This is a genomic window from Chryseobacterium sp. MHB01 (assembly GCF_034651565.1).
GTDB classification, from domain to species: Bacteria; Bacteroidota; Bacteroidia; order Flavobacteriales; family Weeksellaceae; genus Chryseobacterium; species Chryseobacterium nepalense.
This window is the reverse complement of record NZ_JAYEDA010000004.1, coordinates 88739-101766: the sequence shown is the minus strand read 5'-3', so window position 1 is coordinate 101766 and position 13028 is coordinate 88739. Positions and strand designations below refer to the sequence as shown.

General features: G+C 35.5%; 14 protein-coding genes and 1 tRNA gene. 5 read left to right on the top strand and 10 right to left on the bottom strand.

Annotated elements, in window-relative coordinates; translation table 11 throughout:
• Window positions 1-88 precede the first annotated feature (88 nt).
• Together U9K52_RS08400 and U9K52_RS08395 are read left to right on the top strand one after the other, a co-directional pair.
• Window positions 89-865 (top strand): GLPGLI family protein, encoded by a 777-nt coding sequence (locus U9K52_RS08400; RefSeq protein ID WP_322925954.1) that lies wholly within the window; start codon window positions 89-91, stop codon window positions 863-865.
• 45 nt (window positions 866-910) lie between these two features.
• Window positions 911-1198, top strand: coding sequence for a hypothetical protein (locus U9K52_RS08395; protein ID WP_322925953.1), 288 nt, complete (start codon window positions 911-913; stop codon window positions 1196-1198).
• A gap of 329 nt (window positions 1199-1527) precedes the next feature.
• Here the strand turns inward: U9K52_RS08395 and U9K52_RS08390 are convergent, their stop codons facing one another.
• The 3 genes from U9K52_RS08390 to dinB all read right to left on the bottom strand — a co-directional run bounded on the left by U9K52_RS08390 (window position 1528) and on the right by dinB (window position 6838).
• Complete coding sequence (locus tag U9K52_RS08390) at window positions 1528-1752, bottom strand: hypothetical protein (protein WP_322925951.1); 225 nt, start codon at window positions 1750-1752, stop codon at window positions 1528-1530.
• An 879-nt stretch (window positions 1753-2631) separates the two neighbouring features.
• A complete protein-coding gene (locus tag U9K52_RS08385; RefSeq protein WP_322925950.1) occupies window positions 2632-5685 on the bottom strand; it encodes a DNA polymerase III subunit alpha in 3054 nt (1017 codons plus the stop codon).
• A gap of 10 nt (window positions 5686-5695) precedes the next feature.
• Window positions 5696-6838, bottom strand: coding sequence for a DNA polymerase IV (gene dinB, locus U9K52_RS08380; RefSeq protein WP_322925949.1), 1143 nt, complete (start codon window positions 6836-6838; stop codon window positions 5696-5698).
• Window positions 6839-6899: 61 nt separating this feature from the next.
• On the opposite strand from dinB, the gene U9K52_RS08375 reads away from it, so the two are divergent.
• The 3 genes from U9K52_RS08375 (at window position 6900) to U9K52_RS08365 (ending at window position 8310) form a co-directional block, all read left to right on the top strand.
• On the top strand, window positions 6900-7679 hold the full coding sequence (locus tag U9K52_RS08375) for a LexA family transcriptional regulator (protein WP_322925948.1): 780 nt from the start codon (window positions 6900-6902) through the stop codon (window positions 7677-7679).
• Between the two features lie 86 nt (window positions 7680-7765).
• Window positions 7766-7993, top strand: a complete 228-nt coding sequence (locus tag U9K52_RS08370) for a hypothetical protein (protein WP_322925947.1) — start codon at window positions 7766-7768, stop codon at window positions 7991-7993.
• Window positions 7981-8310: a hypothetical protein gene (locus U9K52_RS08365; RefSeq protein WP_322925946.1), complete on the top strand. Its 330-nt coding sequence runs from the start codon at window positions 7981-7983 to the stop codon at window positions 8308-8310. The genes U9K52_RS08370 and U9K52_RS08365 overlap by 13 nt, the downstream gene beginning before the upstream one ends.
• Window positions 8311-8338: 28 nt before the next feature.
• On the opposite strand, the gene U9K52_RS08360 is transcribed toward U9K52_RS08365, so the two are convergent.
• From U9K52_RS08360 to folB, 7 genes are all read right to left on the bottom strand, one after another.
• On the bottom strand, window positions 8339-8911 hold the full coding sequence (locus U9K52_RS08360; RefSeq protein WP_322925945.1) for a hypothetical protein: 573 nt from the start codon (window positions 8909-8911) through the stop codon (window positions 8339-8341).
• Window positions 8892-9224, bottom strand: a complete 333-nt coding sequence (locus tag U9K52_RS08355) for an STAS-like domain-containing protein (protein WP_322925944.1) — start codon at window positions 9222-9224, stop codon at window positions 8892-8894. Before U9K52_RS08355 ends, U9K52_RS08360 begins: the two co-directional genes overlap by 20 nt.
• A 3-nt stretch (window positions 9225-9227) precedes the next feature.
• Window positions 9228-10307, bottom strand: a complete 1080-nt coding sequence (locus U9K52_RS08350; RefSeq protein WP_322925943.1) for a hypothetical protein — start codon at window positions 10305-10307, stop codon at window positions 9228-9230.
• Between the two features lie 288 nt (window positions 10308-10595).
• Window positions 10596-10666, bottom strand: a tRNA-Cys gene (locus U9K52_RS08345).
• A 60-nt stretch (window positions 10667-10726) separates the two neighbouring features.
• Entirely contained in the window at window positions 10727-11233 is a 507-nt protein-coding gene (locus tag U9K52_RS08340) for an RDD family protein (protein ID WP_322925942.1), read from the bottom strand.
• Between the two features lie 13 nt (window positions 11234-11246).
• A complete protein-coding gene (locus U9K52_RS08335) occupies window positions 11247-12611 on the bottom strand; it encodes a DUF4403 family protein (protein ID WP_322925941.1) in 1365 nt (454 codons plus the stop codon).
• A 35-nt stretch (window positions 12612-12646) separates the two neighbouring features.
• Window positions 12647-13015, bottom strand: a complete 369-nt coding sequence (folB, locus tag U9K52_RS08330) for a dihydroneopterin aldolase (RefSeq protein ID WP_248394806.1) — start codon at window positions 13013-13015, stop codon at window positions 12647-12649.
• Window positions 13016-13028: the final 13 nt, after the last annotated feature.

Sequence of the window (13028 nt, the reverse complement as noted above, 5' to 3'; positions counted from 1 at the left end):
ACATAAAAAAATAATTTGAAAATATGCTGTTTCCCTTTGTGGAGATATAAATAATATTTGTAATATTGCTTTACAAGCAAATGATTAAATGAAAAATAGTTTATTATATTCAGCAATTCTTTTTTTAAATTCTACCTTATTTTTCGCTCAAAATAATAGAGCTGTTATGGAGATTAATTATGAAACAAAATTAATCTCTGATAGCTTGAATAGGGATAAAATTAATGTTTTTGCATCTACGCTGATATGCAACAATGTAGAATCTGCATATTACAGTAAAGAAGCCAAAGCATTTTATGATGGCACTTCAACAAATACTATTAATACAAATTACGGATCAATTCCAAAATATCCAAAATCGGTAGGAAGTGTTTATAAAACCAAAGAAAACCTTTTGGTTTCATTGCCTGTTGGAAAGTATATTTTCACTTATGAGGAACCTCAATTAAAGTGGGAAATACTCAATGACCAGAAGAACATTAAAGGTTTTAAAAGTCGTTTGGCAAAAACAACAACAGACACCGGTGATACTTTTTACGCTTGGTTTACAAATGATATTACGATCCCAGACGGCCCCTTCCGTTTCAAAGGACTTTCCGGATTAGTTTTGGAGGTGTATAATAAAAACAAAACGATTGAAATTTACGCTACAGATATTAAAAAATCCGATGTCTTGATTGAGCCTCTGAATTACGGGAATTCTGTAAGAACTAAAACAAAGCAACAGTTTTTGGAAGCAAGAAAAAATTACACCGAAAACCCGTCTATGTACAACGGTGGTATCAAAATACTTGATGCAAATGGTAATGACAAAACAAAAGTCATGACTGATCGCTTGAAAAGCATGAATACTTTCCTTGACTAAGAAATTTCCAATATTTAAATACAAATAACTTTAAAAAATTTCAAGATGAAAAAATTATTTATCGTTGGAGCAATTGCTCTTTCAACATTTACGTTTGCAAATACTAAGGAAGAAGCAAAACAATCGGTTAACCAGGAGAAAGCAACTGAAGTAAAGGAATTAACCAAAGAACAAAAGGAAGCATTAGCTTTAATCAGATGGTGGTCAGTTTCTTATACTAATGCTTGTGGAAGTGTAAACACGATTTTATTTCAGTCGGATAATCAGGATGGAAGCCCTGCATTCATCAGAGAATTAGCCTTTGCGGTTAACTCAACTTACGATGTGTGTTAATGAAATTAAAGGCGCTCTCGGATGAGAGCGTTTTATTCTTTAATTAAAATTATATGCAAAAGCTTTGGCAGAAATTTGATGGATATATTCACTCAATTTACTTTGAAAAGGATTACCGGAATTATTATGAGAGAGGTGGTAATACTCGCTATTTTGTAAACTTACCTATATTAATGTTTTGGGGAGTAATGGGCTTATTCTTAAAATTATTCAGACTTAGATAATTGAAGAAAATTTTAGCTTAAATATAAATATCTACAAAATAATCTGCAAATCAGTTTATATAAAAAAGCTGTCCTATTTGAGACAGCTTTTTTATTATTTCTTTATTATTTCGCTATTAAGTATCCCCTAAATGGTGCTTTTGTAGCTATTGTTATAGTATTATTTTTTTGCATTATTGCACAATCGGTTTCGTTTACAAGTACATATCCATCTTCTAAATCTTTAAACACTTGAATCAACATTTTGTCGAATGAATCGAGATTCGTGTCAATTCTGTAGATACCCCCTGGCTCTACTATCCAGGTTTGTTCTGTAAATTCTCTTAACATGATTATTAATTTTTAGTTAGTTTGCTAATTTACAAAAATTTATGATTCTTCAAAGAAGTTGCGTAATTGCAATATTAAAAAAGCTTTATTTAAAGAGTTTAATAATGATTGTGGATAAAAAGTAAGAATTGCTGTAATTTAATTTCGGTTTGTAATTCGTAAATTTGAGAGTAATTAAAAATTCAGAACGACACTACATCGAACAAGTTTTTGTCAAAATAGACCACCCTAAAAAATTCGTATCTTTGTATAAAGATATTAAACGATTATTTAGATGAAATATTTAGCAAAGAATAATTTATTATATGAAAAAAAATACTTATAATATTTATAAACAAAAAACTACCTGTGACGCCAATCATTTAAGGTAGTTCTAGTTTGATCAAATCATTTCAAATAAAAAGTAACCGTTTGAAGTGATATAAACCAAGGTTACTCTTTAATTATGGATTCAATTATTCAAATCCTCAATTCTGAGGTTGTTGTTAATGCTGAACAACATTTGAGCTTTTGCTACATGATTTATCAACTCTTAAAACCAGTGATAAAACAAAAGTAGATTTTAATTGGCTTTAGTAGCTGGAACTACTAAAGCTTCTGATACAAAGATATATATTATATATATTATACGCAATAGTTATTTTAATATTTATATCAATAGTTAAAATATCTTTTAATTTAACATAAGTAATATATAATAGAATAATATATCTTTTATCAATTTTATCAAGGGCGGCAGCATCTATTTTAACGACTATTATTTACTTCCCCGGTTAGTTCCGGGGATTTATTTTTTTGTGGAAAACTTTTTTAACACGTCAAGTTCTGTCGTAGTGGAGCTTTTCCAATATTCATAACAGTTTTGTAGATCTGGTTGATTCATCGCATTCTTTGCCGTGGGAGACCGATCTCCTGTTCTTGCGGATAGGGCTTTCTTTGCGTCATGCTTATATCTTCACGAAGTATACCTGCTGTCTCCAATGATTTGGATCGATCCATAGAATATCTCGGATCCGGAATAAAAGGCATTTTGGCCATTTTATGAATGGTGATCGTCGGAAAGTGAAAGTCTACTTCGACAGTCCCAAGTAGCAGATAACATCCGCCGCCCTGAAAAGGATATTCCTCCAGACAATTGGGAAAATGCGCCGTGTCAAAATATTCACCTTCAGAATCAATCCAGGTTCCAAAGAACATAGCTCCTCTTTTAGTAGGAACGTGCTTTCTGGAGATCAGATAGGCCAGCATCTTAACCTGTTGTTTGTGAAATTTGTTAAGATCTTTCGCCATCACATTGCCCCGGTATTTGGTCTGCAATAGATCAAATGGACTAAACGATACGGGAAAACCAAGGATCTCAATCTCGTCAAAGGCATCTTCAAACGGATCTCTTTCTATAGAAGGAAGCTGATATTCTTTCTTGGGCTCTTCAAGCAGGGTTAGTTGTCTGTTATCCGGTCTGTTTCCAGCCATTAGAAAGCGCGCTTCGATGAGCAGCTCATGCTTTTGTTTTCCGGTAAACCGGAAAGCACCGATGAATATCAGGATCTGCAAGGTTTCAATACCGATAGGAATCCTTTTGACAAAGTTCTCAAGAGAAGTAAAATTTCCATGATCTTCTCTTTCTTCCGGAATCATCTGTGCAATCCTTCCTTCCAGTTTCTCAATATGCATCAGGCCTAAATACACCTTTGTGTCATATACCGTGGTCTGAAACTCACTAAGGTTTACACACGGATTATGGATCGTGGCACCGGACATTTTCGCTTCATGGACATAGACTTCGGTGCGATAAAAGCCACCACCATTATTAATGGCGCATACCATAAACTCAATAGGGTAGTACACTTTCAGATATAGACTCTGATAGCTTTCGACTGCATAAGAAGCCGAGTGTGCTTTACAGAAAGAATACCCCGCAAACGACTCAATCTGCCGATAAACTTCTTTGGACAATTGTTCAGGATGCCCTAATTCCTTACAGGATTTAAAAAAATGATCTTTCACTTTCTGTAAAGCGGATAGTGATCTGCCTTTACCACTCATGGCCCTTCGCAAAACATCGCCGTCAGTAGCGGAAAGCCCACCGAAGTGCAGGGCGATCTTGATCACATCTTCCTGATAAACCATAATACCATAAGTTTCTCCCAGCTCCTGTTCAAATACCTCATGGAAATACTCAAACTTATCGGGATTGTTATGCCTGAAAATATATTCCCGCATCATTCCGCTCTGCGCTACGCCCGGACGGATAATTGAGGAGGCGGCCACCAGAACCTTATAATTTTCACATTTTAACCTTCTCAACAGCCCCCGCATTGCCGGACTTTCGATATAGAAACAGCCTATCGTCTTACCTATGCTCAGGAATTCATTACACCGGGCTTCATTTTTGGAGAGGGTCGTGTCTCTTATGTCTACGGTGATCCCTCTTTTTTCCCGGATCAGGTCAACCGTATCTTTGATCGTCCCCAAACCTCTCTGTGAGAGAATATCAAACTTTTCAAGGCCAATGGCTTCTGCAGTATGCATGTCAAACTGTACGATTGGAAAACCCTTGGGCGGCATTTCTAATGCTGAATACGTCGTGATGGGTTCTTCAGATATCAGGATCCCGCAGGAGTGCATGCTTCTCTGGTTAGGGTATTTCTCCAGCATTTTTCCGTAATAATGGACCGATCTGAATACGGAATTGTTATCATGCTGATCCATTGGCTTTCCAGCGAGAACGTCGAGTTCTTCCTTTGGCAGCCCAAAGGCTTTTCCTACCTCACGGAAGATTGATCGGTATTTGAACTCTACATTGGTACCGCAGAACGCCACATGGTCTTTGCCGTATTTTTTGAAAATATATTCTAAAATAATGTCCCGGGTTTGCCAGCTCCAGTCGATGTCAAAATCAGGCGGAGTTTTCCTGTTAAGGTTTAGGAAACGTTCAAAATACAGATCGAGTTCCAAAGGACATATGTCAGTGATGCCGATACAATAGCTGACAATGGAATTGGCACCGCTACCACGGCCGACGTGCATAAAACCCATCCGATTGCTGTATTGAATAATATCCCAGGTGATTAGGAAGTACCCGCAGAAATTAAGCTGGTCAATAACTTTCAATTCCTTGTTAACCCTTGCAATCGCATCGGGATTGCTATCAGGATATCTTATCTTCAGGCCTTCAAAAGCTAATTGCCTTAACAGCTCAAAATCCTGTTCCTTACTGTCCGTAAAATATTTTTTATTCTTAGGCGTGGAAAAGTCGAAATCAAAACTGCAGCTGTTGACCAGGTATTTTGTATTCTCAATGATTTGGGGATAAGGCTTATAGGAATTCAGAAGCTGTTTCTTATTGGCAAAGGTTTCGGTGCTTTTACAGTAATCCGTTTCTGAGAGTTTACTAATCAGGGTATTGCCGTCAATCGCCCTCAAAATTTTATGCAGCTCATATTCTTCGGTACTGTCGAATGTCACGGGATGCAGGATCACCATCTTTTCAACCCATTTTTTCATGTCAGGTCTTATCAAAAGATTCAGTTCCTCCTGTCTTATGCCAATAAACTCATTTTCATACAATATTTCAGGAATATTGCTCAAAGGATAAATAACATAGGTATTTGCAAATGATGGATTTGTTTTGGGAATAGCAATGCCATCACAATTGTAACCGGTCAACAGTCTGTTGATCTCTGCGATTCCTGCAGCGTTCTTAGCCAGGCAAATGTAATATAGTTCATTTTCCACCCTGATCTCTGAACCGACGATGGGTTTGATATGATGCTCCTGGCACAATCTGTAAAAATCATAGATTCCAGTGACTGTATTAATATCTGTCAAAGCTAATGTTTTAATATTTAGTTGCACAGCCTGATGTATCAAATCCTCCAGGGAAATGGTACCGTATCTTAGGCTATGATAGGAATGGCAGTTGAGAAACATAGGACGGATATTATTTTAAAAAACCGGACGCTCTTCCAACACTGGATGCCCCGAACCTGTTCTTTATCCTGTCCATCGTCTGATACAAAGAGATCAGTTCTTCGGTATCTTCAAAAAGATCCATCTGGTGGCAGCCATGAACAAGACCGGTAAAACGGACCCCGATCAGCCGAATCCGCATCCTGCGGGTATAGACTTTATTAAACAGTTCAAGAACAACACGTAGCAGGGTATGATCGGCAGAGGTATACGGAATCCTGCATTGCTTGGTCTCCGTATCGAAATTCGAGTACCTGATCTTAACGGTAACCGTTGAGGTTAGCCACTTTTCCTGCCTTAGCTGAAAGGCCAGCTTTTCTACCATTCCAGAAAGAATACTTCTGATCTGATGAACATCGATCGTATCCTCTGAAAACGTGTCTTCTGTAGATATGGATTTTCGTTCAGAGTAGGGAACCACAGGAGTATCATCAATCCCGTGGGCCTTTTTCCAAAGTACCGTTCCATTTTTTCCGATCAATTTGTGAAGAACTTCCACCGGCATTTCAGACAGGGTTTGTATGGTTTTGACTCCTAATCTTGAAAAAAGATTGAACGTTTCAGTACCCACCATCGGAATCTTTTTTATGGACAATGGATTTAAAAAATTCTGAATATTAGGAGCCTTGACCTCTAATCTTCCTATCGGTTTTGCTTCGCCGGTTCCGATCTTGGAAACGGTCTTGTTGGTAGAAAGTGCAAAGCTAATCGGAAGCCCCGTGTTTTTAGTGACGGCATCGACAATTCCATTGGTCCATTGGTAACATCCGAAGAATTTGTCCATACCGGAAAGGTCGAGGTAAAATTCATCGATGCTCGCTTTCTCCATAACCGGAACTCTTTCCTGAATCACCTCGGTTACCAGATGTGACATATTAGAATAATATTCCATATCTCCTTTTATAACCTTTGCCTCAGGGCATAATCTCAATGCCATTTTAATCGGCATCGCACTGCGGACGCCGAAATACCGCGCTTCATAGGAGCATGAGGCCACAACCCCACGGTCTCCACCACCTATAATAACAGGCAGTTTTTCCAATGCGGAGTTCTTCAGCCGTTCACAGGAGACAAAAAACGTATCAAGATCCATATGGGCAATTGCTCTTTCCATGCTACAAACTTAGTCACGTTTTTAAACAAAAATTGTATATTTGTTGTCATAAATAATGACAATGTCAATTTTTTCAGATAACATCGTGTTTTTGAGAGGTCAAAAAAAGCTGTCGCAGCATAAGCTGGCGGAAGAACTTATTCTGACCCGGTCAAGGTATGTCTCCTACGAATATGGGGCAGCAGAACCGCCTATTGAGGTCCTTATCAGGATTTCCAAATACTTTAACATAAGTATTGACCTTCTGGTCACGGTGGACATCAGGAAGTTTCCTTTGGAAGAAATGGTCAACCTTCCCGGAAACAAGATCTTGCTACCCGTTGTGGTGGATCCGGAAGGCAACAATTATATCGAAATTGTTCCCCAGAAAGCATCGATGGGCTACCTGAAAGGATACAGCGATCCTGAATTTATTGAAAGCCTCCAGAAGATGCAGCTGCCATTCTTAAAGAATGGAAAGTACCGGGCATTTTTAGCTGATGGCGATTCAATGCCTCCTTTTGCCGACCAGTCGATCATCATCGGTGAGTATGTTGAAACATTGGAGGACCTGAAGACAAACAAAGAATATATTTTTGTTACCAAAGAAGGCATCACGTACAAGACCTTTCTGAAAAAAAACAAAAAGTCTATTATTGTATCAGCGGACAATTCATTGTATGAGCCGTACAACATTGCCCTCGAAGACATTGCTGAGGTATGGCGTTATGTCAGAGGTATACTACCCCAAGATTATAAACCCTATACGCTTCCTGACGAGACGAACCTAAAACATCTGGTGGAAGAAGCAAAAAGAAGCATCAGCAATCTGGAAAACAGCATCCTGAAATTGGATCAGTAAATTAAACATAAACAAATAACACAAATTATTGCGAAATGTAAGATGCTTTTTGTATGTGATTTTTTATCTTTATGTAAAATATAAAAATGCCAACAGTAATATTAGCTCAACAAGAATTAGATTTTGCTAAAGAAGCACTGGAGACTTTTGCTGAAAACAGACTGCAAGAAAGAGGCTGGTTTGATTTTATTCTGCATTTAGATTTATGTTTTATTAGAGCCGAAAGAGAATGTCAAGATATTAGAAACAAATTTGAACCATTTCAAGGTAAGTTTAAGGCATTAAGAAGAAGGGATCGTTGTTGTCTTATTTAAAAAATGCCAGAGATGCAATTAATCACTCTTTAGTATCAGGTATAAATTACTCTATAATAGAAAACGCAGAGCCTATTCCTATTACAATTGGCTTTGGTCTAGATGGTGAAATGCATACATGGAAGGAAGTATTAGGATTTCCTATTGAATTGAAATTACAACCAATTTCAATAAATGGACAAATATGGCAGCCGCCTACGCCGCATTTAGGAAAAGCATTGATTGGTGATAGAGATCCATTAGAAGTGGCTAATCTAGCTATCGAATTTTATCAGAATTTCTTAAATGAAATAAAGAAACAATTTTTAATTTTATAAAAAAATATCCCCACATTATTAGGGGGATTTAGCTATTATTTATTAAATAGATTATATGAAAAAGCTGCTTTCTAATATGCCTTTCATGGTCATCAATCAAGCTTTTATCAGCATTGGATATTGGCGTTGATTGAGTGCCAGGATTTATGGTACTATCTACTCTACGAACCATCAGGTTTAATGCTGCAAATATAGTATCAACATTTATAGGTATATTTGCTAGATGAATTATTTGCTTAACATTCTCTATTTCATCTCTAATTTTAGTTATATATGGCAAATAGGTGTTTAAATCATAATTATCTGCCTTGAGTTTTTGAAAATTTTCCACGCAAATATTATAAACAAATTTAACCTCATCAATTATAAGATCCTTTTTTTTCCTCTGCGAATCATAGTTTTTTGAAATAGATCGAGAAATAAACATTACAAAAATAATATTTACAATAAAGGTAAATATATCTTTGTATTCTAACTCATTATTAAACTTTAAACCGTTATCAATTATTAGATAAAAAAAAACAACAATTAAAGAGCATATAATGCTTACAAGAGCTGTTTTATAATTTTCCGTAATAAATTCATTTATTTTTTGCATCATTCATGTAATCATTAACATCATCGATATAATAAGGTCGTTGAATCGATACAATTTCTATTAGTCTTTTTACATTTTCATACCCAAACTTTCTTACAATTCCTCCAAAAACCTCTTCTAAAAAAGATGTGGCATATCCTAATGTTCCGTCTAAAATAATTTTAATTTTTTCGCCGGAATTTAAGGATTTTCTTATTTCTGGTTCCAAAAATTTAGTTCTATATTCCTCACCAGAAAAAGGTCCTTCGTCTTTACTTCTTACCCCAGGGGTCGTTGAAAAATCTTTAATTCTTAGAGTAACCATTTGATTTATCATTTATTATAATAATTGTATAAATTCGTTATTTGCATCAATTGTCCAGTTTACTAAAGTTCCAGTAAAATTATCAGCTAAATTAATATATTTTTCGTTTTTAAGATCAACAAATATGTTATTTGTTAAAATATTAACATCATCGTAAAACCGCTTTTCATAATTTTCTTTTATACTTGGAATCCCTTTTCCCCTGAAATATAATCCAGTCGAAGATTTGAAAACGTTGGAATTTGCATTTAACATATCTTTGAAAATATTAGAATTTGATTGAAGAATATTTAAAGCATATCCAAACCATTTCTCGTACACTTTTGAATTTTTTAAACTTTCAAAAACGCCAATACCAAAATCAATAAATTGAAATTCAATTCTCTTTTCAATTTTGTTAAATGACATAGTTAGTAACCATAAATTGTGACCATTAGGCTGTGAAGACCATTTAAATGTATTTGCCATCAATTCCAGCAGCATTGTCTGTAACCCATCATTTACCAATCCTGCTTTGCCAAATAACTTATTTGAGACGTAGTCAGCAATTTCTATGCCCAATTCAGGTTTTACTTTCGAGTCGCCTTTGATAGTAATTTTGTCATTTTTTTTCCCTAAGCTAAAGTGAATATCTTCATAGCTTGGCACAATGCCCATTTGTTCTAAAAACTGATATTCACCAAGCAAATTACATAATTCCTGTTTTTTCGGATTACGTCCATTGAAATCTATACTATACAGTTTTAACTTGTATCTCAATGCAATTAATAAAGAAATTCCAGAAAAATCTAATTCTTCGACATGTAACAAATCAAAGAAAAATGGCTTTTTATTATTACTTGATTTGAGATTCTCGAATTTTTTTATAAAGTCCACAAATTGGTAGGGATCTTTATTGAGTGATAAGATATTAGGGACTCTAAGTAAATTATATGTATTTAACTTTCTATCTAAATATGAATAATTCTTTCTTAAATCTGATCTTAGAGAATTAAGAAGTCGTCTTTTAACCTTTCGGTTAGTTTTAAATGCCAGTTTTCTATTAAACCTTTTTAGTATTATTTTTGGATTTTGTATCTGTAGTTTTTTCTTCAATGGTTATTTGTTTATTTTAAATAAATGATTCGAATATACAATAAATTAAAATTATAAATGTAATTATATAACTAATATCTATGATAAAATTAAAATACTATAATCTGATATAAAGTAATATTGTGAATATAGTATAAATTAATAAAACACTGGAATATTAATGTGTCCAAATAATTTGAAATTTAAGAGGGGAATAATTAAAAATACATTTATCGGGAAAATATCGGGAAAACTACAAATAAAAAACCTCTAAAAATCATTGGATTAGATACTTAGAGGTTTGTAATGAGGTACCTAGCGGATTCGAACCGCTGTAGATGGTGTTGCAGACCACTGCCTAGCCGCTCGGCCAAAGTACCATGTCTTTACCATTTTTAGGTGTGCAAATATAACAAAATATCTGATTCAACAAAAATTTTTCAGGCGATTTCTTTCACTCCGATGTTTTCAATTTCTCTTTTCATCTGGGTTTCAGCCGTATATTTTTTTATATCAATCACACGGGTATCGCTCCAGCTGTCGTGCCAGCCGTTTTCGCCCAGAAAAGATAAGGCATCAAAAGGGACTATTCTTGAAAATGTGCGACCCAATATTTGCATAAATGTCGGTTTTTCTCCATCGATGCTAATAACTTTTGTTCCGGTAATATATTTTGCAGGCGTTCTTCCCAGGTAATATTCCATCAGACAATAATAAGCAAATATGTAAGTAAGATAAATGAGTATAAAAACAAAATCCATACTTGTATTTTCTTCTTCAAAACTTTCATCTATATTCTCATTAAAAAGAGTGACATTTAATATTCCAAAGATAAAAATTGCCCCATAAAAAATGACCTGTATAAAGATCCTGTCCAGTATATACTCTGCAAATCTTTGCCATTTTGTAGCTCTGTTATTGTCTACTACGCGTAAATATTTTCTCATATTAGTTATTAGTTTAAATTCCGTTTACTATAAGTTCTAAAGTTGCTTTCGTATCAATTACGGCGGTAATTCCAAAAGGATTCATCAAAATGTTTCCGGGTTTTAAAGTAAACACCTTTCCGGACATTTTGAGCCCTTTATAATATTCTTTGTTAAAGGCTTCTTCAATACTTTTCCTAGAAGTGTTTTCAAGATCCTGAGTCGGAATACCATATTCTTCCTCAATCATTTTTACGATTCTTCCCCGGAAGAGCAGAGTGGCCGTTTTCTGTAATATATTGGATGTTTTGAGCCTGAATTTGGTTTCAGAAAGCACAATCTTCTTTTTGCCCTCATCATATACCGGAACTCCCGAAATATAGGCTGTTCCGTTAACGTATCCTTCTGTTTCCGCCTCTACCATCACGCGGTTGTCTTCACCATATACTTTTATATCCTTAATCTTTACCGAAGAACCTCTTACATCATATTCTTTATTCAGGAACATATTCCGTGCAATGGCCGTTGCTTCCGTAAAAGGAACATTTGCTGTGGTCTGAAGCAGAAACTGGTCTTCCAGCGAAGCAACAAAGCCAAAATCCGGAGCTGATTTTACAAGCTCTGAAGATTCGGGTTTACGGCCGGTATAAGTTTCCGAATATATATCTATTCCCAGGCTTGTATTGATTTGATTGGCGTAAAACTGCAATGGTGTAATATGAACATTAATCGGTGTAATTTTCAGCCAGGTATTGTATTCTTCCGAAACCTGAAAGGGATTTGCAAAAACATTGAAGGCCATAACGGCATAATTCTGAAAGTTCAACTGTCCGGCCATTTGCTGGTCAATCGTTGTGCAGAATTTCTTTTGTTGTTCCACAAGGCTTTTTTCTACCAGTGACGTGATAGGGATTTCGATTTTTCCAAAATCCAGTACCGGTTTTGTCACCCATCTGAATCCGTTAGGGCGGGTTTGTGTAAGAATTGTCCAGTTATTTTTTAAACTGATGGAAGTATTGAAAGACATCACCGTTTCAAAAGTTGTGCTTTGGTAAGTGTACAACCCGAGGGTTCCAATTCCTTTTTCTGCCCATATTTTTAAGGGGACCTCAATCAGAATGTTTTGGTTGGTACCCCCAACAAGACGTATCGGGCGTGTTTTCCATACTTTCACTTTAAACTGGTCGTTATTGTTGTCAGTATAAGAATCATCCTGGTAGATGAGATCTTTTACAGAAGCATTGATAATGTTGCTGATCTGAGATAGGGGAATGGTTACCGGCATGGTAATGCTGGATTTTAGCTTCGGGAAATTGTAAACAGGCACCTGATTATCTGAACCAGTCTGACCGCAAACGGTAATAAAAGCTAAAAGAAATAATATTTTTATGAATTTCAATTCTTTGTATAATTTTAAACGAAAATAATAATTTTTTAATTATCGGGTTTAAAACTTTTTTCCAGTTCGATGCTTGCCCCCTTCATTTCACCTTTCATCGGCGGTGCGGTTTTGGTGATTTTCAGTCGGATATAGGAAATTTCCGGGAATTTTCCATGAATCTTTGAAATAATTCTTCCGGCTACATGCTCCAGCAATTTAGATTTGATTTTCATTTCGTTATGAATAATTTCATTAACATCTGCATAACTGATCGTATCTTCTAGATTGTCTGATTCTGCCGCTTTCCACAGATCTGTGTGGATTTCTGTATTCAGAATATAATAAGTTCCGATGATGTTTTCTTCCGGTAGAACACCGTGGTAGGCATAAATTTTTACATCTTCAAGATATATTTTGCTCATCTTTTTTTAAGCA

Excerpts from the sequence above, each read along its gene's own strand:
- U9K52_RS08395 (WP_322925953.1), top strand. The coding sequence starts at position 911 with ATGAAAAAATTATTTATCGTTGGAGCAATTGCTCTTTCAACATTTACG.
- U9K52_RS08340 (WP_322925942.1), bottom strand. The coding sequence starts at position 11,233 with ATGAGAAAATATTTACGCGTAGTAGACAATAACAGAGCTACAAAATGG.
- U9K52_RS08355 (WP_322925944.1), bottom strand. The coding sequence starts at position 9,224 with ATGATAAATCAAATGGTTACTCTAAGAATTAAAGATTTTTCAACGACC.
- U9K52_RS08370 (WP_322925947.1), top strand. The coding sequence starts at position 7,766 with ATGCCAACAGTAATATTAGCTCAACAAGAATTAGATTTTGCTAAAGAA.
- dinB (WP_322925949.1), bottom strand. The coding sequence starts at position 6,838 with ATGGAAAGAGCAATTGCCCATATGGATCTTGATACGTTTTTTGTCTCC.
- U9K52_RS08375 (WP_322925948.1), top strand. The coding sequence starts at position 6,900 with ATGTCAATTTTTTCAGATAACATCGTGTTTTTGAGAGGTCAAAAAAAG.
- U9K52_RS08360 (WP_322925945.1), bottom strand. The coding sequence starts at position 8,911 with ATGATGCAAAAAATAAATGAATTTATTACGGAAAATTATAAAACAGCT.
- U9K52_RS08400 (WP_322925954.1), top strand. The coding sequence starts at position 89 with ATGAAAAATAGTTTATTATATTCAGCAATTCTTTTTTTAAATTCTACC.
- U9K52_RS08385 (WP_322925950.1), bottom strand. The coding sequence starts at position 5,685 with ATGTTTCTCAACTGCCATTCCTATCATAGCCTAAGATACGGTACCATT.
- folB (WP_248394806.1), bottom strand. The coding sequence starts at position 13,015 with ATGAGCAAAATATATCTTGAAGATGTAAAAATTTATGCCTACCACGGT.
- U9K52_RS08390 (WP_322925951.1), bottom strand. The coding sequence starts at position 1,752 with ATGTTAAGAGAATTTACAGAACAAACCTGGATAGTAGAGCCAGGGGGT.